General features: G+C 62.1%; 22 protein-coding genes. 16 read left to right on the top strand and 6 right to left on the bottom strand.

Annotated elements, in window-relative coordinates; translation table 11 throughout:
- The first annotated feature begins 5 nt into the window (after positions 1 to 5).
- Entirely contained in the window at positions 6 to 821 is an 816-nt protein-coding gene (locus SK803_RS04130) for an alpha/beta hydrolase (RefSeq protein WP_319964391.1), read from the top strand.
- On the opposite strand, the gene SK803_RS04125 is transcribed toward SK803_RS04130, so the two are convergent.
- Both SK803_RS04125 and SK803_RS04120 read right to left on the bottom strand, forming a co-directional pair.
- Positions 822 to 1103 (bottom strand): helix-turn-helix domain-containing protein, encoded by a 282-nt coding sequence (locus tag SK803_RS04125; protein ID WP_319964390.1) that lies wholly within the window; start codon positions 1101 to 1103, stop codon positions 822 to 824.
- Between the two features lie 130 nt (positions 1104 to 1233).
- Complete coding sequence (locus SK803_RS04120; protein WP_319964389.1) at positions 1234 to 2625, bottom strand: helix-turn-helix domain-containing protein; 1392 nt, start codon at positions 2623 to 2625, stop codon at positions 1234 to 1236.
- Between the two features lie 172 nt (positions 2626 to 2797).
- Here SK803_RS04120 and SK803_RS04115 point away from each other — a divergent pair, with 172 nt between their 5' ends.
- The 6 genes from SK803_RS04115 to SK803_RS04090 all read left to right on the top strand — a co-directional run bounded on the left by SK803_RS04115 (position 2798) and on the right by SK803_RS04090 (position 7262).
- On the top strand, positions 2798 to 2986 hold the full coding sequence (locus tag SK803_RS04115) for a hypothetical protein (RefSeq protein ID WP_319964388.1): 189 nt from the start codon (positions 2798 to 2800) through the stop codon (positions 2984 to 2986).
- Between the two features lie 155 nt (positions 2987 to 3141).
- On the top strand, positions 3142 to 3399 hold the full coding sequence (locus SK803_RS04110) for a hypothetical protein (RefSeq protein ID WP_319964387.1): 258 nt from the start codon (positions 3142 to 3144) through the stop codon (positions 3397 to 3399).
- A gap of 691 nt (positions 3400 to 4090) precedes the next feature.
- Positions 4091 to 5146 carry a Gfo/Idh/MocA family protein gene (locus tag SK803_RS04105; RefSeq protein ID WP_319964386.1) on the top strand — a complete coding sequence of 352 codons (1056 nt, stop codon included), beginning with the start codon at positions 4091 to 4093 and terminating at the stop codon, positions 5144 to 5146.
- Complete coding sequence (locus tag SK803_RS04100; RefSeq protein ID WP_319964385.1) at positions 5143 to 6402, top strand: DegT/DnrJ/EryC1/StrS family aminotransferase; 1260 nt, start codon at positions 5143 to 5145, stop codon at positions 6400 to 6402. Before SK803_RS04105 ends, SK803_RS04100 begins: the two co-directional genes overlap by 4 nt.
- Positions 6403 to 6404: 2 nt before the next feature.
- Positions 6405 to 6854 (top strand): NUDIX domain-containing protein, encoded by a 450-nt coding sequence (locus tag SK803_RS04095; RefSeq protein WP_319964384.1) that lies wholly within the window; start codon positions 6405 to 6407, stop codon positions 6852 to 6854.
- Between the two features lie 249 nt (positions 6855 to 7103).
- On the top strand, positions 7104 to 7262 hold the full coding sequence (locus SK803_RS04090; protein ID WP_319964383.1) for a hypothetical protein: 159 nt from the start codon (positions 7104 to 7106) through the stop codon (positions 7260 to 7262).
- A 10-nt stretch (positions 7263 to 7272) separates the two neighbouring features.
- Here SK803_RS04090 and SK803_RS04085 read toward each other — a convergent pair whose 3' ends face one another.
- The gene (locus SK803_RS04085; protein WP_319964382.1) at positions 7273 to 8088 is read right to left on the bottom strand and encodes a hypothetical protein; all 816 of its coding nucleotides are present in this window, start codon (positions 8086 to 8088) and stop codon (positions 7273 to 7275) included.
- A gap of 258 nt (positions 8089 to 8346) precedes the next feature.
- On the opposite strand from SK803_RS04085, the gene SK803_RS04080 reads away from it, so the two are divergent.
- Complete coding sequence (locus SK803_RS04080) at positions 8347 to 9249, top strand: 1-aminocyclopropane-1-carboxylate deaminase/D-cysteine desulfhydrase (protein ID WP_319964381.1); 903 nt, start codon at positions 8347 to 8349, stop codon at positions 9247 to 9249.
- Here SK803_RS04080 and SK803_RS04075 read toward each other — a convergent pair.
- The 3 genes from SK803_RS04075 to SK803_RS04065 all read right to left on the bottom strand — a co-directional run bounded on the left by SK803_RS04075 (position 9246) and on the right by SK803_RS04065 (position 10787).
- Positions 9246 to 9962, bottom strand: coding sequence for a hypothetical protein (locus SK803_RS04075; protein WP_319964380.1), 717 nt, complete (start codon positions 9960 to 9962; stop codon positions 9246 to 9248). The genes SK803_RS04080 and SK803_RS04075 overlap by 4 nt on opposite strands.
- A gap of 272 nt (positions 9963 to 10234) precedes the next feature.
- Complete coding sequence (locus SK803_RS04070; protein WP_319964379.1) at positions 10235 to 10486, bottom strand: hypothetical protein; 252 nt, start codon at positions 10484 to 10486, stop codon at positions 10235 to 10237.
- A 97-nt stretch (positions 10487 to 10583) separates the two neighbouring features.
- Positions 10584 to 10787 carry a hypothetical protein gene (locus SK803_RS04065; RefSeq protein WP_319964378.1) on the bottom strand — a complete coding sequence of 68 codons (204 nt, stop codon included), beginning with the start codon at positions 10785 to 10787 and terminating at the stop codon, positions 10584 to 10586.
- Between the two features lie 898 nt (positions 10788 to 11685).
- Here SK803_RS04065 and SK803_RS04060 point away from each other — a divergent pair.
- The 8 genes from SK803_RS04060 (at position 11686) to SK803_RS04025 (ending at position 20098) form a co-directional block, all read left to right on the top strand.
- A complete protein-coding gene (locus tag SK803_RS04060; protein WP_319964377.1) occupies positions 11686 to 12504 on the top strand; it encodes a hypothetical protein in 819 nt (272 codons plus the stop codon).
- Positions 12501 to 13589 (top strand): hypothetical protein, encoded by a 1089-nt coding sequence (locus tag SK803_RS04055; RefSeq protein WP_319964376.1) that lies wholly within the window; start codon positions 12501 to 12503, stop codon positions 13587 to 13589. Before SK803_RS04060 ends, SK803_RS04055 begins: the two co-directional genes overlap by 4 nt.
- Positions 13586 to 14293 carry a hypothetical protein gene (locus tag SK803_RS04050; RefSeq protein ID WP_319964375.1) on the top strand — a complete coding sequence of 236 codons (708 nt, stop codon included), beginning with the start codon at positions 13586 to 13588 and terminating at the stop codon, positions 14291 to 14293. The genes SK803_RS04055 and SK803_RS04050 overlap by 4 nt, the downstream gene beginning before the upstream one ends.
- 72 nt (positions 14294 to 14365) lie before the next feature.
- Positions 14366 to 14569, top strand: a complete 204-nt coding sequence (locus SK803_RS04045; protein ID WP_319964374.1) for a hypothetical protein — start codon at positions 14366 to 14368, stop codon at positions 14567 to 14569.
- A 533-nt stretch (positions 14570 to 15102) separates the two neighbouring features.
- Entirely contained in the window at positions 15103 to 17283 is a 2181-nt protein-coding gene (locus tag SK803_RS04040; protein WP_319964373.1) for a type IV secretory system conjugative DNA transfer family protein, read from the top strand.
- Between the two features lie 172 nt (positions 17284 to 17455).
- Complete coding sequence (locus tag SK803_RS04035) at positions 17456 to 18211, top strand: replication-relaxation family protein (protein ID WP_319964711.1); 756 nt, start codon at positions 17456 to 17458, stop codon at positions 18209 to 18211.
- A complete protein-coding gene (locus SK803_RS04030) occupies positions 18208 to 19263 on the top strand; it encodes a DNA-methyltransferase (protein ID WP_319964372.1) in 1056 nt (351 codons plus the stop codon). Before SK803_RS04035 ends, SK803_RS04030 begins: the two co-directional genes overlap by 4 nt.
- A 19-nt stretch (positions 19264 to 19282) precedes the next feature.
- Entirely contained in the window at positions 19283 to 20098 is an 816-nt protein-coding gene (locus SK803_RS04025; protein WP_319964371.1) for an antirestriction protein ArdA, read from the top strand.
- Positions 20099 to 20377 lie beyond the last annotated feature (279 nt).

Below are 20377 nucleotides of genomic sequence, written 5' to 3'. Positions count from 1 at the left end.
CTTGGATGAGCACCCGGAGCACCAACACCACCGTGCGCACGCATGACGGCTTGAAGCTCGCGGGAACATTCGACGCGCCTGATGGCTCACCGCAACACGCTGTAGTGCTGGTTCATGGTGCTGGCGTCACCCGCGAAGAGGGCGGCTTCTTCACGCGACTCGCCGCGGCTCTCGCCGAGGCCGGCATCGCCTCGCTGCGGTTCGACCTTCCCGGCCACGGTGAGAGCGAAGGACGCCAAGAAGACCTGTCGCTCTCCGCGGTGCTCAACGCCATCGACTCCGGGCTCGACCACCTGAACGAACTCGCGGGCGTGACGCCGCCTTCGATCATCGCCGCCAGCTTCTCTGGTGGCACAGCGGCGTACTACGCGGCGAAGCGGCCGGAGGCGCTCAGCCGCTTGGTGCTGTTCAACCCGCTCATCGACTACCGGAAGCGTTTCGTCGACGAGAAGAAGGCCTGGGAGAACGGCTATATCAACGACCGAGGCGCCGAGCAGCTCCTCGAGCAGGGCTACCTCGGCCACTCGCCGACTTTCAAGCTCGGCAGGCCGATCCTGAACGAGGTGTTCTGGTTGCAGCCTCGGACGGTGCTCGGCGAGATCGTGGCCCCTACGCTGATCGTGCACGGCACCGAGGACACCTTCATCCCGGTGGAGTCGTCCCGTGAAGCCAACCGCCAGCTCACTTGCGAGCACCAGCTGCTGGAGCTCGAAGGTTCCCAGCACGGCTTCGCTGTTCATGATGACCCGGAGTACACACATCCGCAGAGCCAGAAGTGGCAGGCAGAGGTGATCGAGGCCGTCACCAACTGGCTGAGCTGACTACCATCCGCGCCCACGCTGCTGTTGGCGCTCGAACTCTCTCGCGTCCCGGCGCTGCCGCGTCATCTCCGCTATATCCAGCACTCCGCCGGACTCCATCACGTTGGAGATCATCTGCTCAATCGCAGCCGCCGGAACCACGTAGCGCGTACGGAGCCTGACTGCAGGAAAGGCATCTTCGCGGATCGAGCGGTAGATGGTGGCCTGGTCGACGCGCAGCACCCTGGCCGCCTCGGCGACGGTGAAGAAGAGCTTCTTCGGCTCCTTGGCTGAGTTCGTCACGCCGCCAGGCTGGAGGCGCTTGGCAGCGAACTGCTGACTACCAGCCAACGCGAGAAGGAACGTAGGCCATCTACCAGCAAGAATCGCTGAGTTCGGCGCTGAACTGGAGCAACTTCAGCGCCAGAACGAGCTACACGACGGCCTGGAGTTCCTTGACCGCTGGGCGGTTCTGCCACGGCGCCAGTACCTCGATGACACGTTCCAGCTCCCGGTGCGTGCGCTGCGAGCTGGAGCTGCTCGCGCGTTTCGCCGACTCCAAGCCCATCCTCGCCGCCTCGTCGGGCTCGCCGGCGAGCGCCAAGGATGCCGACATCCAGGACAGAAAGAATCCGTAGTCACGCGAGGAGAAGTGGTTCTCGGTAAGTGCTTCGCTGTAGAGGTCGACGCTCCGGCGTGGTTTCCCAGCTTCCGTGTAACAGACGGCCGTCTGCATGGTGAGCAGCGTGTCGTTGTAGTGCGCGCCGAGCGTGCATTCCTGCTTCATGCTGTCGGAGAGCAGCTGCCGCGCCTCGCCGAGCTTTCGCTCGACGGACGAAAGCGACGCCCCGAGCATGGCTTCGGCGCGCGCTTCCTGTTGTGCTGCTTCAGCTTGCACACGGAGCGGCAAGGTCCATGAGCCACCGCGTACGGCCTGTGTCAGGTCGAGCATCCGGTGCGGATCGCGCTCGTCGTAAGCGAGCTGTGCCTTCTTGAGGAGCACGTAGCCCTGCATGGCGGTGTCCCCGACCACCTGCGCCCACTCAATCGCGCGGTCATGCCAGTACAAGGCTCGGGTGAGATCGCCGGCATCCCGGTACAACCAACCTGCGAACTCCCCGCACTCCGCACCGAGCGAGAGCAGTTGGTGCCGAACGCCTGGCTGCACTTCGCGTGCGGCTTCTTCAATCGCACCAAGGATTCCGAGCACGATCGGCAGCGGCGGCGTCTTCATCGCCTCTGAGCCGCCGTCGCTTGACTTGCAGCTCACCAGCTGGTCCCTCAGCCGCTGCACCAGATCGGTATCCAGATAGCGGCGGGCGTCTTCCATAGCCGCGACGATGTGTTGGTGCGCCTCAACATCCAGCGCGGGAAGAGCCGAGGCGAGAACGCTGAACCTCAGCAGCGAACGGCGGCTTAGGGGGCTCATCGCGTCCTCTCGGCTCTCCGTGGCGAGCGTGGGAAACCCGCTCCGCGCAAGGGCTTTCGGATCGACGGGCAGCAGGACGGGCTTGCCGTCCACCAGAACCGGAAGCATCACCGCACCTGGCGACACCGTGGTGATCTCAGGCGAAACCACTTCGCCTTCAACCACCAAGGCCTCGTGCTTGACCGTAGCCGTCAGCAGCTCGTCGAGTCCTTCAAGTGTGACCTGAAGACAACGAGCCAGCTTGGCCCGAATCCACGGCTGAGGCCCCTTGACGAAGTCACCGGTGTCCCAGCGGCGCACAGTGCGTACATCGATGCCGAGGCGCTCGGCCAGGACCTCCTGGGAAAGCCCCGCCAAGATGCGCCTTCTGGCGAACGGACTGGGTTCCTCGTCCATCGTCGCCCCTCTCCCCCGTGCGCCAGGCCTCCCATTTGGCCAGGTCATCGCCCCGGCGTCCGGTTCATGTCCGGAAACCGCCGATCTATACGCCCTGTGTTTGGCCCATTACGACCGGTTTGGTGAGAGTACGGCCACACCCGGCCGGACGGCAACGGCGGCGGGAGAGGGTATGACCAGGCAAAAGACGCTGACGCCCGATGGTGCTCTCGATCCACTTCCTGTGCTCGACCGCCTCAGCGAGGTCGCCATCGAGGTGTTTGCTCATCACCTCAACTCCGCAGAGTGCTGCGTCATCTGCGGCACCGGTTGGCCGTGCCAGCAAGTAGTGCTGGCCGACCACAACCTGGCGGTGCTGTAACTGTGAACTTCCCAGACCGGCAGGGTCGGCGATGCTGTGCACCTCCCGACGCCCATCGCCGATCCTGCCACCCATCAGGAAAACGACCGCTCCTCTGCTACCTCCGGGTAAGGCCGGAGACGCCCGACGTCCGCATCGAGGTATTGCGCCGCACCATGGCGGCGTACGCCAGCCTTGAGGGCTTCGTCATCACCCGCGTCCTGGTGGACACGTTCTTCCTGCACACTGCTGCCTTCACCGAGCTGCTGGTGGCACTCGACAACGGCGAGGCTTCGCACGTTCTTGTGCCTGCACTGCACCACTTTGGACACGCCGAGGGTGTCCAACTCGCCATGAAGGAGCTAGTGGAGTCGAAGAACAGCACTCGCGTGCTGGTGCTGTTTCCCGCGCACGGCACGGGAGCCACGCCATGACTCTTCTACAAGCTCACGAACCTGGTGTCGTGGTGCCACACCTTCCTCAGCCCCGCGGTGAGGTTCGCGTGTACGAACTTGAGCTCGTGGCCGTGCCGAGCGCGATCACGTGCGCTCGCCTTCTGGTGGAATACGCGGCGATCAAGTGGCAGCTCGCTCCTGCGTGTGAGGAGGAGCTTGGTGACGTCGCCGAAGCGCTTGTCCAGCAAGCCATCACCGCTGCAGACAGCGACGCGGCCCCTGTGAACTGCTTCGCGTTCCGCCTGCGCCTTGTTCCACGAGCCGTGGTGGTTGAGGTCTGGGACTCCCACACGGAGGCACCGCACTCGCTCCCGGCCAGCACAGGCGAGGATGGTGGCTACGACTTTCCAGGCCGAGGCCGACGAGTGATGTGGTGCGCCGTGCGCACCAGCCTGGCACAGGAAGCGGCTGGGCTTGACGCCCCGGCCGGCATCCCGCGGCGTCAGCGGCTTCAAGGTCCTGCTCGCGCCAGTGTTGCCATGCAAGATCCGCAGCTACTCCAGCGGGTCCTTAGTGGACTGAGAGACCTGGACTCAGGCGAGAACCCAACTTTTCGCCGCTCTTAAAGCGGCAAGAAACCGCATTACACCACCCGCTACTGCCGCCCCAGCTCCTCGGAGCAGGGGCGGCGTTGGTCAGCACTGTCCTACAGAGGAGGGAGTCGCAGCTTATGACCGAACTGGCACAGCTGCCGCTCGCGCGTCAGCGCGGGCTTCAAGTAGTCGAGCGAGCCACCAAGCTTCGTGCTGGTGTGGTTGGCCTCGGCAAGCAAGCCCTGGAAGATCACATCCCGGGCCTGCTCGGCTCGGACGCCGCCGAGCTCGTCGCCATTTGCGACTCAAGTGGCGAGGTTCTCCGGGAGCAGCAGTTCAAGCTCGGCGTGTCGGGCTATACCGACGCCGAAGCGATGTTCGCCGCTGAGCAGCTCGACCTCGTCGTGGTGTGCGTGCCGCACAGCGAAGGGCGTCGAGTCGTTGAACTGGCGGCAGGGCACGGCATCCACGTGCTGAAGGAGAAGCCGTTCGCCACCTCAGTCACCGAGGCCAAGCAACTAGCGGAAGTTTGCAAGGAGGCCGACATCCGGCTCATGGTGACGTTGCAACGGCGGTTCAACCCGATCTACACCAGCTTCCCGCAGCTGGCGGACCAGATCGGTACGCCGATGATGGTGAACGCCACCTACACGATGCACACCACCGACCCCTCAGAAGGATGGCGGGGCCGCTCCGAGCGGGCAGGTGGCGGCTGCATCATCGACATGGGCTACCACCTGGTCGACATGTTGCTCTGGTACTTCGGCCTGCCGGATCGGCTGTTGGCCGACATCTCCACGAGCGCCCGGCCGGATCGCAGCTACGACACCGAGGACACAGCGCTCATCCACTTCAGCTACGACAGCGGGTTGTACGGCTCGTTGTTGCTGTCGCGCTTCATCGGGCCGAAGGCTGAAGAGATCAGGCTTATCGGGAACAAGGGCATCGTCCACCTCGAACGGGGCCGGATTCGCCGGCTGTCCAACGGCGGCGACGTAGTGGAGTCGCTCTCCCGCGAGCAGGCCTGGCCCTCGGCCGCGGTGAGCCAGATCAACCACTTCTGCCGGGTGATCGAGGGCATGCGGGAGAACGTCAGCGGCCCGAGCGAGAACCTCGCCCACCTGGCCTTCATCCAGAGCTGTTACGAGTCCGCCCGTTCGCAGGCTCACGTCAACCCGAAGGAGCTGCTGTGAACTCGCCCCTGGCACTGCTCGGTGGTGATGCGGCTATCCGTCAGCCTGGGCCGCACTTCAGCTGGCCCCCGATCACCGATCGCAGCCAGAAGGTGGTGGCGGAGCAGCTCGCCGAGAGCATCTCCATCTACGACCGCTCCGGCGTGATCGCGGAGCTGGAAGACGCGCTGGCCAACTACTTCGGGGTGAAGCACGCCGTCTTGATGAGCTCCGGCACGGCGGCACTGCACGCTGCCTACGCCGCGTGCGTCATCGAGCCTGGCGACGAGGTGATCGTGCCCGCCTACACCTTCTTCGCCACCGCCACGCCACTGCTGCACCTCGGCGCGATCCCCGTGCTGGCCGACTGCGACGAGACCGGGAACATCTCCGTGACCGAGGTGGCCGCGAAGATCACGCCGAACACCGCGGCGATCGTGGCGACGCACATGTGGGGCATCCCAGCCAACGTGCCAGCACTGCGAGCCCTCGCGCAGGAGCACCACCTGGCCCTCATCGAGGACGGCTCCCATGCGCACGGCGCCAGCCTCGACGGCCAGAAGGTCGGTAGTTTCGGCAAAGCCGCTGCGTTCTCGATGAACGGACCGAAGCCGCTGTCGGCGGGCGAGGGCGGCTTCGTGCTCACCAACGACGACGAGGTGTTCTACCGAACTCTGATGTTCGCGCACTACAACAAGCGCTGCCGCAGCGAGATCCCGCCCACTTCCGCACTGCATCGCTTCGCCGTCACCGGGACGGGACTGAAGTTCCGCATCCACCCGCTGGCAGCAAGCTTCGCGCTCGACCAGCTCGCTCACCTCGACGAGTACCTTGCCGGCCGCGCCGAGATCGCCAAGCTGATGTGCGACGAACTCAAAGAAGTTGCTGGTATCTCGGTACCGCAGCTGCCGAGCAAGCACCAGGCCGCTTGGTACGGCCTGCCACTCACCTACGTGCCGGATGAACTGGGCGGGCTCCCTGTCGAGCGCTTCCACCAGGCGTTGCTCGCCGAGGGTCTCAAAGAGGTCGACCAGCCCGGCTCAACCCGCCCCCTGAACCAGCTGCCGCTGATCCAGGACCCGGCCGCGCTGTTCCCGTTCCAGCCGGAGTTCGAGCGCGTGCAGTACTGGCCGGGCCAGTTCCCGGTGGCCGAGACGGTCCACCACCACACTCTGAAGCTTCCGGTCTGGCACCGGGAGGAAGATGTGCCGCTCGCGCGTGCCTACGTGAGTGGCATCAAGAAGGTGGTCGAGCACCACCACGACCTCAAGGGATGAACATGATCGACTCCACGCTGCTCACGCGGCTTGTGGCTGAAGCCGAACTCGACGGCGTCGTGCAGCTCGTAGTTGGCGCCATCGTTGAAGACGGCGGCAAGGTGCTGCTGCTCAAGCGACCCGCCGACGACTTCATGGGCGGCATCTTCGAGCTGCCCAGCGGCAAGGTGGAGCCCGGCGAGGATCTGAAGTCCGCACTCGTACGCGAGGTAGAAGAAGAAACGGGACTCCAGGTGGCCGTGGCTACGGCGTACCTCGGGAGCTTCGACTACCTCTCGGGCAGTGGCAAGAAGAGCAGGCAGTTCAACTTCGTGGTGGCCGTAGAAGCAACCGAGCCCGTCGTGTTGCAGGAGCACGACGAGTTCCTGTGGGCACCAATCGAGGACGAACTGCCGGTGACTGACGCGGTGAAGACGGTGTTCGAGGCGTATCGAGGACCGCAAGCCAGCTGAACGCGCCTAGTAGCTCAAACAGGGGTAGGGGCGTGGCATCGGCAAGTGAGCAGGTGCCGCGCCGCTATCCGATCCCGGAAGTATCTCCACAATAGGTTTCCGCGAACGTAGTCCTCCACAGCCGGTGACCAACACGCAATCTCCACCAGGCACTCGGCAGCAAATTGCACCCACAGACACAGGAAATTAGGCGAACAGATGCCCACGGCAGATACCAACGAATCCAGATACGTCCACAAGGCTATCGACGTGATCAGTCAGCTTTCAAACATTACATTCCAGATGACAGCTCAAGGGTTTGCCGGAAGAAAAAGCCCGACACTAGAGGAGCTCGAAACCCTCCAATCCAGCCTCGCCGAGCTGGAGCACTTGACGACACAATGGGTCGAACGCATCTCCAGCGAGTGAACCACACTCATTAACCAGGTTCACTCCAACGTATCCCGTACGTGTGCCCTACACGAACATTTTGAAAGTGCAGCGACAGGTCACCCAGTCTATCCGGCACAACAACCTCACCAGGTGATACCTTCTCGTATACCGACGCTGGAGGAAGCCCATCCAACTTCCATATCCGTTCAGGCACTCTATCGCGACCGAACCGAACCCACAGCGTAAAACTCTCGGTCTTCCTTAGAGGGATCTGAACGAAATGCGGGGCCATCATCTGGCCGCGAGGAATTCGAACGCGAATTGCGTAGACGTGCGTTCCTCCAGGAGGTATCGGTGCCGCCAGGTCTACCACGTAACGAAACTGCGACTCTGACGACCTCTTGACCACAACCAGTTCTCCCCCAAAAAGCAAGCTAACATCAATTCCATGCGGAACCAGGGCGTCCTCGACGTGTCGGGGAACACTGATCGAAGTATCAACAACGCTCAATTCTCTAGTGGCAACTATACACCGCTCTTCGTACATTTCCACCGAATCCAAGTCGAGCCTAAGAAGAGCTCGGACGCTTACAGTTTGCCATTTTTCAACAGCGTTTTCCTCATCGCACTCTTCCAATGAGTCGACCAGAGTCGGCCCGACGTTACTCGAGTAGGTCCCAACATCACTCAGCAGGTCAGAAACACTGCATTCATAGATTTCCGCCAAGTGTCCTAGCACCTCAAGTGACGGCTTGTAGCCCGTTTTCGATGGCCACAGCTCCCAATAGGAGATGTTTTTGAAGGTCTTCGAGTTTTCTGGCCACTTTGCACTCCAGACGTCAGCGACATCTTTTTGGCTCATCCCGTGAGCGACTCGCCATGCAACACGTGCATTGACGGAGAACTCTGTACACAAATGCTCGACGATCTCGCGAGTAGGCAGGCCCCGCGCCCTAGCGTCAGCCGCTACTCCAGCTAGTCGTCGGCGCTGGCCACTTTGCCCCGCCATACAATCGGCTCCTTCGAGTTCAACACGCCCGAGCTGCAAAGGATCAAGCAGCTCACTCAAGCTGTATCTACGAACAGTCGCTCACCGTTACAAGTAGTGTAAAATGATCACATGGATCCAACGTCTTCGTCGCATACTCTGCACCTTCAGGTGCCGTCACCGCTGTCTGTGATTAGAGACGACCGTCTCACAAATTCCGGTATCGAACTATACCTAAAACGCGACGATTTGATTAGCGATGAGATCCCCGGAAATAAGTGGCGAAAGCTCAAATATAACATTGAGGCTGCTCGCAGGGAAGAACACTCGACGCTACTAACGTTTGGAGGCGCATACTCCAACCACATCCGCGCCGTCGCTTCCGCAGGAGTCATATACGGATTCAAAACCATCGGCATTATTCGGGGCGAAGAACACGCTTCGCTAAATTGGTCCTTGGCTCGCGCTGAGGCCCTCGGAATGCGACTAGAGTACGTCGACCGTACTACCTACAGAAACAAAAAGACTCCGCAGTTTCTGAAGTCTATTCGCCAAAAGTATGGCAACTTCTATTTAATTCCCGAGGGGGGCTCCAATGACCTTGCAGTAAAAGGCTGCGTTGAGATTCCGCAAGAGATTCTCATTCCATTCGACCTGATCTGTTGTCCCTGTGGAACTGGCGGAACACTCGCTGGCATCTCCATGGGGATCAAGGACGGCCAGCATGCTCGCGGCTTCGCCGCACTCAAAGGTGCGTCATTTCTAGATCAAGAAGTTTCTGAACTGCAGCGCGCAACAGGCTCCCTGACTCACAACTGGCGTATCGAACAGGATTATCACTTTGGAGGATTCGCAAAGAGGAACGCGGAGCTAACGAACTTTATCCACGATTTCTCCGAACGGCATGGAATCCAACTCGAATGGACGTACGTCGCTAAAATGATGTACGGAATCTTTAACCTTGCGCAGCGCGAGCTTTTGAAAGACTCGACGGTGGTTGCAGTAATCACGGGCCCCGCAGAGCCCGCCGCCTAAACCTTGTCAACATAATCGGCCTGCGTAGCCTTGTTAACCTCTCCCGTGAGCCACGCTAGCGTCCAGTCACCAATATTCACATTGAATTCGGTATCAAAACCCAGCCACTTACCTCTTAAGCGGCGACCGCGCGGATCAACAACCATCTGGATTGCTCCATGATAAATCGCTCCCCTGTAGTAACCTGTTCCCGAAGTCTGCTCTGACCAAGATCCGGTGGCGATCGCGCCGTCAACCTGAAGTAGCAGTCGAACATCTGACCGTTCCTTATTGGCGATACTCTCGGCAACTATGACGTTTTCGGTCTGCTTGAGCACCATATAATGCTCGCTCTCGAATACTTGCCCAGGCCTCGAACTACTCGTGTAGGTGTAGTGGCTGTGCCAAATCCCGGTTAGGCTCTTTGGTTTTCCAACTGGCCAGAAATCTGCACCCACAATCGTAGGCGTGCTTGACAACGTATTCGCGCGTTGATCGACGTCAAGCAGCTCCTGCACGAACGCGATTACAAAGGCGCTGAAACGCTCGAAGATGTCGCGGCGAAAGTTCGCGAAGCGCTGCTCCTCTGCAGGACCATACCTTTTTCGAGTATCACGCAACAGGCCGCCTGGTGATCCGACAGGTCGCAACGAAGGCGGCTCCTCCTGAACACCAAAGAACAAATGGCGCAGTAGCTCTGCCTCACGCTCATTTCCACGCTGACCGAACTCCATGACCGTATCCCATATCAGTCGGCCAATTAGCGCATCGCGACCATGGAGTTGAAATCTGCGGATATGGCAATACTCTTCCGCAAGGAGCGTCGATTTGGGGCACGTTACCGCGTTCTGATTGTGCGACTTTGAGTCCAGGCCGCCGATTCCACGCTGCCGAATACGCGCAAGCTCGGCAGCTAAATGACTAGCGCGTATAAGAAGAACCGAACGATTTCCTGCCGTATCAGGGCTTGTGTCTCGACGGCCAACAGGCGAGTCATCTGAATTACTCATAGGCACATGCCCAAACTAGCGGCAAGCCTTCTATAGGCAGCCTTCGCACGCTCTTCCAGCCGCGCGTTCTGAGAAGTCACAATGTTTCGATATTTGCGAAAGTCTTGAATATCGACTACTTCCAAGCCGTAGTATTCAACTAAGGCTTCCCGGTCAGTCGCATCTAGATCCATAAAAGCCTCATGATGGAATTCGTATAGATTCTCAGCCAGATCTACCTCACGCAGATACTCCTCTACCATTGTCATTCTATCAATTTAACTCGATCCACTATTTTTTTGCAACTGCGCACACACGAGTTGGGCCGCACCCGTCCATGGTGCGGCCCAACTCGTGTGTGCGCAGTTACCTATCGTCAGAGTGGATCTTCCTGGCGGAATAGTTTCCGCCGTTGTTCTCCACATACCAGCCATCGACGTGTTGCGGGCCCGTGTCGTCGCGGTGGTGACCGTGCGGGTTGTTGATCTGCCCCTCCGTCTGCATGGTGACGTGCTCGCCCGGCGCCAAGCCGATCTGCTGAGCCGCCCTGATGGCGTCCTCTTCGCGCACCGCAGCCTCCTAGGTGTTGCGTTAGCCGTGGTCACGACCCTCTCAAACGGTCAAGGCGGCGTACACCCAGCGATGCAGGGAGTTTTGTGGATCCACTCCCTGCGCGGCGGGGAGCCGTCTCCAAAGACGCACACACTTCAATCAACGACAGAGGTATCGACACTTTTCGGATGTTCTTCGTATTTTTTTCGATATTTTTCAGCTTCATGCTCCTAAGCATCCACAAAGACGTGGTGAAAATGGAGAAAGGAGCATGGAGATGCAGATTCACTTCTGGTTCGAGCTTCTCGCATCGTTGATCACTCTCGTCTGACCTCCGGTAAGGCAGTTCGACAACCTCGAACTGCCTTACTTGTCAAGAAGGGCGTTATAGCAGTGATCTTTTTCTTGATCGCACTACTGGCAGCAACGTTGTGCTTTGGCGTGGGCGCGCTTGCCGGAATGGCGTGGCATCAACAGTTCATGAACGGTCGATCTAGACAACAGTCCGCCAAGCAGCTCGAACTCAACATTCGTGAGCGCGCACTTCAGACTGACATGGCACCGAGAAATGAGAGTGACCGCCGAGAGCAGGTGTAGCAATCCCGCGAAACCGTTACACAAGGCGTATCCATGCCGATGAGCGCGCGATCCTCGACATCCAGCGGGAACGGATGAAGCGACTTTCTCACGCTCTGCAGAATGCAGCGATCGGCGCTGCAGAACCGATTCCCCTCGTGGTCAACCCGAAGAAGGCGCAACGAGGCACGCTTCGTACTCAAGCCAGAGAGCACAAGCCTGCGCGCTATCGAAACGCCGGCACGCAGTCCTTCTAGATCGTAGTCGTTATGGGGGTCGACGAGCCGTCGACCCCCAGCTTTCGCCAGCCCTCAAATCGACACTGAAGGGATCAATCATCATGTCGGACGTTCAAGTAACAGTGGCGTTCAAGCGAGGTACTTCCTACGCCACCATATTCTTCTTCGCGTTCTTGTTGGCCCTAGCTATCGCCGCCTGCGGTTCTGAGTCCTCACCCCGCGGCGAACTCGGCGCGAACCAGGAGCTGCTGAAGTCCTGCGACCCGGCAGCTCCGCCTGCCTCGTTCGTCCAGATCGACGGCACCGGTTCCAGCAACTCAGACGCCATTGCCGCCGAGCGCATGACGGCTGTAGAAGCCGTCGCCCGCCGTACTGCCGTGTGTTCGGGTTATCTGCGAGTGGTGGTCTTCAGCTCCTCCAGCGCGGCCACCATCATTCTGTTCGACGGCCCGCTCAAGATGGACGGTGCCACGGAGAACGCCCGCTTGAAGCGGGTACCAGAAGCGATCACCAACGTCATGAACAAGGTGCGCTCGGCCTACACGCCGGCCGTGCAGGCATTGCCGCAGTCGGGCTCTGATATCACTGCGCAACTCCGGCTGGCGGCCGAATGGAAGCAGCAGCTCGGCGGTGACTACCGCCTGGATCTGACTGTTCTCTCCGACGGATTCCAGAACATCGGAGTGGATCTCGGTGCCCGAGCCCTGAACAAGCAGGAAGCCGAACTTCTGGCGCAGCAACCGGCCGTTCCCAAGCTCAGCGGTGCTTCCGTGGTCATCGCGGGCCTCGGTCGCGTTGCTGAAGGCGCACCGCCGTCCGCAGTTGTGGAGGGTTTGGTCAGCTACTACACCAAGCTCTGCCAGCGCACCGAGGCCGGTACCTGCGCGGCCGTCAGCGACTACGCCACCGCCACTCGATGAAGTCGACAACGACGCTCCCAGCGGCACCAGGTCACCCCTCGGAGGCCTGGGCCAAGGAAGCCGATCAGATCACGCTGCCGCGCCTCGGCACCGTGGGCGCCCACACCCGCCCCTCTCAGCTGGGCACCACCTACGCCGAACACGAGTACGCGGCACTCGCCGACGAGCAGGAGTCAGCGTGGTTGGCGAGCGGTGAGAACTCCGCCCGCCAACACGCGGCTAGCGCCGCCGGACTTGAGACGCCCGCCGCTTCGACCAACTTCGTCCTCGCTGAAGCAGGGAAGGAAGTGGTTGCAGCACAAGCGGATCGCCAGCACGCCACAAAGGTGCTCGCTCCATACGTTCGGCGAGGGCCGGGCGAGAAGCTGCGCTACTGGATCGCTTGGATTGTGCTCGTACTCGGCGACACCGGCGGTGTGTGGTCAGCTGCGGTGGTGAACGGCGATGTCCCCATGATCGCGTTCTTCCAGGCGTTGGCTTCCGGATTGGCTGCAGCTTGTTCAGGCCTGGTTGGAGCAGAGCTGAAAGACATGCGCATGGCGCAAGTCCGTCGCCGCGATCCCAATTCGCTCACTGATGATGAACGCCGCTACCAGCGCTTCTTCTCAAGCTCCAACGGTGGCGCGGCGATCGTGAAGCTCGTCGGCGCCCTCTCGCTCCTGGTGGTGGCGCTCGTGGCCGTGGGCATCTTCGCGCTCAGGGCCGCCATCGAGGGCAACATCTCCGGCCTGACCTTCGGCTTGCTCGCTGCTGCTACGGCACTTGCATCCGGGCTGCTGGCTTACTCGGCGGCCGACGACGTAGCGGATCTCCTCGCGTCGATGGGCAAGCGCGTCACTCTCGCTGAGAAGCGCTACCTCGCGCTTGCGAACCACAAAGCCATCACCAGCAGGGCCGTCCACGCCGCCACTGCTAGCTCAATCCAGGCAGAAGCCAAGCTGCGCGGCGAGGCCGCGGCCCAGCGGGTCGAGTCGCTCGGCTGGCGAGTGCAGCGCAACAACCCTGGTGTGCTTGGGCACGGCTTCGCGCCTGGCGAATCGCACGGCGCGATTGGCTGGCGTGCACGGCGAGGTGATGCCCGATGAACACCACACACCGCTTCCAAGCTTCGGTGCTCCTGAAGCCTCACCTGCTCGGCGGAACGTCCTTGAGCATGCTCGGCAAACAACCCGCCACAACGGTCGGCTACGACCTCGGCGACCCCGGCCGGCCTGCTGCGGTGCCGACACTCCTGATCGCGGTGGCCGACGACTCGGCGTCGATCACCGCCTCAGGCGGCACCGATCCGCTCGCCAACCGCTACATCGAGATGGATAACGCCTTCAGGACCGTTGCCCGGCGAGGTTCACGGCGCGAGCTGGCCGCCGTGCTGCACTTCGATTCCCCTTGCGATGCCGATGTCGCCCCGCGTCCGCTCACCTCACATTCCACTCGGGCGTTCAAACAGGGGCTTCGCAGGCCGACGATCGGTTACGGGTCGAGCCAGCTGGGTCCGTCGTTGCGCCGTGCTGTTGCGCTGACACAGGCACATCCGGAACACGAAGCGACGCTTGTAGTGCTGAGCGACTTCGAGTTGCTCGACGCCGATGTCGACGAGGTGCTCGCGCAGCTTGCGGCGTTCCCCGGTGGGGTGCATGCGGTGCTGCTCGGGGGCGACGCCAGCTGGCACCACTTCGATCCCTCGATCACCGTCACACCGATCCACCGCGGTGACTCGCCCGGATCGGTCGCGCGGGCGCTCTTCGCCAGCCTCATGACGCACCGAGGCACCGATCAGCCGTCTCAATGAACGCAACGTCCAACCACAGCAAGCAAACAGCCACAGAGACCCTGTAGCAATCAGATCAGCAAGGAGGACGCCATGAACGAGAAGTCACCACTACGCGACCCTGTTCACTATGTCCTTCGCGCCATTCTGGTGCTGTGCGGCGCGCTCATGGTTCTCGAAATCACAGTGGCGTACCTACGTACGTACTGGTCATGGATCGTGGGGCTCGGCGGGCTGGTCATGACGATCTGGCTCGTGGTTGCCGTCGTGCGCTGGGTCTGGTCACGCAGGCAGTAGCCGCTACGTGCTGCGCGCGAACAGGAATAACGCATTCGACTACATCGAACCTAGTGGTCAGAGGCCGCCGTTCGGTGTTGTCGAATAAGCAAAACCTGTATGAATCAGATAATTTCTAGCAGATAATGAAACTGGACTGCGGGGCGCCACATGCGGCAACTCGTAGAGGAAAGTCTTGGCGGACACCTCTACGACGCACACAGCGGCGCAGAGCCCACGTCCATATCAGAACCCTCGAAAACGAGGATTACACTCCATTTACACATAGACTGCGCAGCCTCGTCAAGCGCAGAGCGTGTTGCTGGCGTGTACTCCAACCTCGTTTCGAGCTATCGAAAGGAGGAAAGTCATGTCCGGGTCAGCCGAAGAACCCAATGTAGTAATTACAGCAAGTCCTCATGTACAACCGGCCGTTCTCACGCTGGCCCGCGCATGCATCGCCCTCGCTCGCTTGCAGTTGGCGGAGGAGAAGAAGTCGCCGAGCGCCAAGGTTCGCGAAGGCGGTGGCGACGCTCTCACTGAGGAGCAAAGCCATGAGTGACTTGATGTGGCGCGAGGTGATTCCTCCGCGGAACCTCAGCTTGGCCGCCGCCACCGGCCTCGTCCGTGCGCTCGCGGGACGGCCACGCTTCGGGCTCGCAAGCCTGCAACCCACCGTCCTCTTTGAACTGTGGCTGTCGAAGGAGTCCGCCCGCTGGCTCGTTGGCTACGACGAGCGTCTCGGCCGCCACTTCGCCGGAGACTTGGCGGCGCAGATTCCAAACCTGGCGTTGGTGACAGTGCAGGACTCGCCGAGGAAGCTGCCGACCACCGCACGCGAAGTGCGGCCTACCAACATGGCGTACCCGCTCCGGCTCGACACTGCGGCCTCCATCGCCACCGGGCTTCTGGGCCTTCGACAACGGCTGGGACAGGGCGAAAGCGTGGTGCTCCAGTGGATCGTGGGACCGAGCCACTCGCGCTCGATGCCGCCCGCGCGCCTGACGCCGTTGCAAGCACTCGGGCTCAGGCCCATGCCGAAGCCCACCAGCGGGGATCAAGCTGCCTGGCGCACCAAGGTTGCCGAGCCCTTGTTCGGCGTCCGGGGACGCGTAGGCGCGCTCGCCACAAGCACGCACCGTGCTACTCAGCTCATCGGGCCAGCCGTGAGCGCCCTCGCGCTTGCCTCCGGTCCGAATAACCGCGTGGTCGACAGCTGGCAGTCGAAGAACATCGCCAAGAGCCTGTTCATGCCAGCCGGACGGCCGCGAAGCTGGAGCGGCACGGTGAACGCCGCCGAGCTTGCCGCTCTTCTGGGGTGGCCTGTCGACGGTGTACAGGCACCGGGGCAAGACACCGCGCTTGGACCGCCATCTCGTTCGCTCTTGCTTGGTGACCGAGATGCCGAAACCACCACTGAACGCATCGTCGGCACCAGCACGCACCCACGGAGCACAGACAAAGCCGTTCGAGTTCCAGCAAGGAGTCTGGCCTCGCACGTGCACCTCGTTGCGCCCACCGGCGCCGGCAAGTCCACAACCTTGGCCAGGTGGGTGCTCCAAGACATCAAGGCCGGTCGCTCGATCTTCCTCGTGGAGCCCAAGGACGACCTGGTGACCGATGTGCTGGCCCGCTTGCCGAAGGAGCTTTGGCCCCGTGTTCGCCTCGTTGAACCGGGCGCTTCGGGACCCGTCACCGGGTTCAACCCGCTTGCCGGGCCGGTCGCAGACGCCGAGCGGCGTGCGGACTCCTTGCTCGGCTTGTTCCGCGAGCTGTTCGGCACTGCGCTCGGGCCACGCAGCAGCGACATCTTGCTGCACGCCCTGATCATGGCTGCGCGCCTCAAGGACGGCACGCTCACCGACATTCCCGCCATCCTCACCAACGACGGCTTCCGCCGCCGTGTGCTCGCGAAGGTGAGTGACCCGCTGACGATTGCGCCGTGGGCAGCTTGGTTCGACAGCCTCAGCGAGTTGGAACGTTCCCGCATCGTCATGCCAATCCTCAACAAGACGCGGGCGTGGACTGCTCGCGGCCCGCTTCGCCATCTTCTCGGGCAGACGGCCCCAGCTCTCCAACTCGATGATCTCTTCAAGGACGAACAGCTCATCGTCCTGGTGAGCCTCAATACCGGCTCCGTTGGCCCGGAAACGGCCAAGCTGCTCGGCGCGCTGCTGCTTCGGCAGCTACGCGAAGCCATCCAGCGGCAATCCATGGTGCCGCGGGACTCGCGTAGGCCTGTCTCCGTCATCGTGGACGAGTGGCAGAACTTCGTGGATGGCATGGATTTCGGCGACATGCTGGCCACCGCACGTGCACTTGAGAGCGGCTTCACGTTGGTGCACCAGCTGCTGCCTCAGCTGACACCGAGCCTCAAAGCTGCCGTACTCGCCAACGCCCGCACCCGCATGGTGTACCGGCCAGCCGAAGCCGACGCCAAGGAACTCGCCCGTGTCCTCGGTGGAGACATGACACCAGAAGAGCTGCTACGCCTCCCGGCATTCCATGCCGCGGCGCAGGTGCTCGTCGACGGCGCAACAAGCCGCCCATTCATCGTCAACACCTCGCCGCTCAGCGAGCCGACAGAAGATCCATCGGCTGCACGCCAAGCGATCCGGCAGCAGTTCGGAGTGCTACCCGAGGAGATCGACGCACGGCTTGTTCAACGGTGGCAGGACGGCGGCGGAAGCAACCCCGATGGAGGTGTTGGCTTCGTGCGAAGGAGGACATCGTGACGCGCCGTTCTCCTACCGCTCGCCCTACCTATCGCATCAAGCACGCAGCCACCTGGCCAGCCACGATGCCTAATTCACGCCACCGACACTTCGCCCCCGCCGGAGGTGCCCTGTGAGTGGCCGCGGGCGAGCCCTCCGGCTTCGTGAGCGGCTCTCCGAGCGCGACCTCGACATGCTCCGAGACCTTGCTCGGCTCCGCCTCCTCACTGGGAAACAGCTCCGCAGGCTGCACTTCGCAGCAGGGGACCTCACGACCCAAGCTCGCAAGGCGAGGAGCGCGGTCGGCCGCCTCGCCGAACTCGACCTCGTCGTTCGGCTCTCGCGGCGAGTTGGCGGGATGCGAGCAGGCAGCGAAGGCTTCGTCATCGGCCTCAGCGGCTGGGGGCACGCGGTGCTCGCGCTCGACTCGACGGCTGAACCTCGACGCCGGCGCCGGGTCATCGAAACCAAACCCGCCTTCCAGTCACACGTATTGGCAGTCAGCGAGCTGTATGTACAACTCGTTGAGGCCAGCCGCCTAGGGGTCGCAGAACTCATCGACTTCACCGGCGAGCCGGAGGCATGGCGCCGATTTGGTGGCATCGGCGGTCAAGCCGTGGTGCTCAAACCCGATGCCTTCGTTCGCCTCGGCATCGGCGAGTTTGAGGTGCTCGCGTTCATCGAGCAGGACATGGACACCGAGTCCTTGCCGACCATCGTGCGCCAGTGCGAGGTGTACGTCTCGCACTGGCGTAGCGGGCTGGAACAACGTCAGCTCGGCGCCTACCCCAAGGTCTGGTGGCTCGTGCCGTCGGCCCGCCGCCTCGACGCGATCCGCCGTGCCCTCAAGCGTTTGCCCGGCGAGGCGCATGCGCTTTTCGAGATTTGCCTTACCGCGGAAGCAGTCCCGCTTCTCACTCAACCACTGCCCGAAGGAGGTGCCCCGTGACCACCAAGCCCGAACTCTCCCTCAACCGCGTGCTGGTCGGCGACGCCCGAACTCGGCTGGCTGAGCTACCTGACGGAGTAGCCGACTGCATCATCACGAGTCCGCCGTACTGGAGCCTCCGCGACTACGGCCATGACAGCCAGATTGGCTGCGAGTCCTCCGTGGACGCGTGGGCTGACGAGATTGCAGCAGTGTGTGCCGAGTTCTCACGCGTTCTCTCACCAACCGGAGCTCTGTGGCTGAACCTTGGTGACTCTTATGCACGTGCTCCTCGCGATGGGGCAGCGAAGAAGAGCCTTCTGCTTGCACCACAACGTGTTGCTTTGCAGCTGACGCGAGCTGGCTGGCTCCTGCGCAACCAGATCGTGTGGGCCAAGAAGAACCCGATGCCGTCCTCCGTCGGTGACCGCCTCACCACCACCCACGAGTTCATCTACCTCTTCACCAAGCAGCCTCAGTACTACTTCGACCTCGACTCCATCCGCGAGCCGGCCGCCGCCACCATGACCGCCAGCAGGCTGGCACGGCCTGGCTACCCGCCACGCTCAGCCGCGCAGAACCTGGGCGGAGGAACCACACCACGCGTCGATCTGAACAGCGGCCTGGCGGACATGAAGGCGCGTGGAGTCCAGAGCCACCCGTTGGGAAAGAACCCCGGCGATGTCTGGCAGTTCAGTACGGCCAGCTTCCGGGGCGCGCACTTTGCAACGTTCCCGATCGACCTCGTGCGCCGTCCGCTGCTCAGTACCTGCCCAGAACGCATCTGCACCACATGCGCTACGCCATGGCGCAGGGCACCACAGGTGATCAACGGGCGACGGCTCGCAGTAGGGCCGCTGCGGGCGAGCTGCAGACACGAAGCGTGGCGTCCCGGCCGTGTACTGGATCCGTTCCTGGGAGCGGGCACGGTGGCGCTCGCAGCCGAGCAACACCGGCGCGACTGGCTTGGCGTCGAGCTGAACCCGGCCTACGCCGCGATGGCTGAGCAGCGCGTTGCGGAGTGGCGCACCTTGAAGCAAGCGACACCGTCCGATGAGAACACCAATGCATAGCGAAAGGAGGAAAGAAGCTATGGAAAAGCAACCACACCAACGAAAGGGGGCCGAACAGCGCCCAGAGGTCAACAGCTACGGCACTGATGACCCAGACAGGCAAGCAGAGATCGAGCGCGCACGCGCTGACGCTTCGGCTGAGCGCAAGCGCAACCGTGCAGTGCTGGAGAGCCTTGTCAGTCGTGGCATGGCGCCCGATGAAGCCGAAGCGGTCATCGAGTACGTCCACAGTCTCGGCGGGCAACTCGTCCTTGACCTCTCCGAGGCTGGCGACCGCTCTCAATCAAGGCCGGAACGCGAACGTCGCTACCGCCCGCAGGTCTACGCCGTCGACCTCGATAGCCAGGAACGCGGCATCCAGCATGGCCTCTGGATCGACGCCGATCAGGCTCCAGAGGCGATTGCCGCTGACATCGTGGCGATGCTCGCAAGCTCGCCCACCGTTGACGCATCGAAGTGGGCGGTCGGTGCGTCGCAAAGCTTCGCCGGGCTCGACCTCGCTGGCTGTACGGAGCCCAAGCTCATCTCGAAGTTGGGCTGCGGCGTGCATGAACACGGGGCCGCCTACGCCGCGTGGGTGGCGATCGTTGGCACCAAGGGCTTCGACGAGCTCGACAAGTTCAACGACTTCTACGTCGGCTCGTACGAGTCACCCGAAGCATGGGCACGCGAGGTCGGCAGTGATCTTGAGTGGGAGTCACACCTTGACCAGGTCGTGCAACCAGACCTTCGCAACTACGTAGCGATCGACTACGCCAAGTTCGCACGCGAAGCCATGCGGCAATGGGATGCCGTACAGGGGCACGACGGTCGGCTCCACGTCTTTCTCAGATGAGTACCAGCTCTGGCCGTCACTCCTCGGTGGCCTGTGGCCGCTCGCCCGCCTTGCACCAGGCGGGCAGGCAGTCACACCACACCGAGGAGAGGAAGAGCGTCATGACAGACCCCACCGGAAGGAACGGCGTGAAGACGCTCGGCATCAAGTTGCCGAGCGAACTGCACGCGCAGTTCGCGCTTGTGGCGCAGCTGGACGAGCTGAACTTGGGCGACGCCGTGCTTCGCGCGGTTGAGCTGTACGTGCAGACCAAGCGTTCGGAGCCGGACTTCGCCGCGA

It is taken from the genome of Lentzea miocenica, assembly GCF_033949945.1.
Classification (GTDB): domain Bacteria; phylum Actinomycetota; class Actinomycetes; order Mycobacteriales; family Pseudonocardiaceae; genus Lentzea; species Lentzea miocenica.
This window is presented reverse-complemented; position numbering and strand designations above follow the sequence as displayed.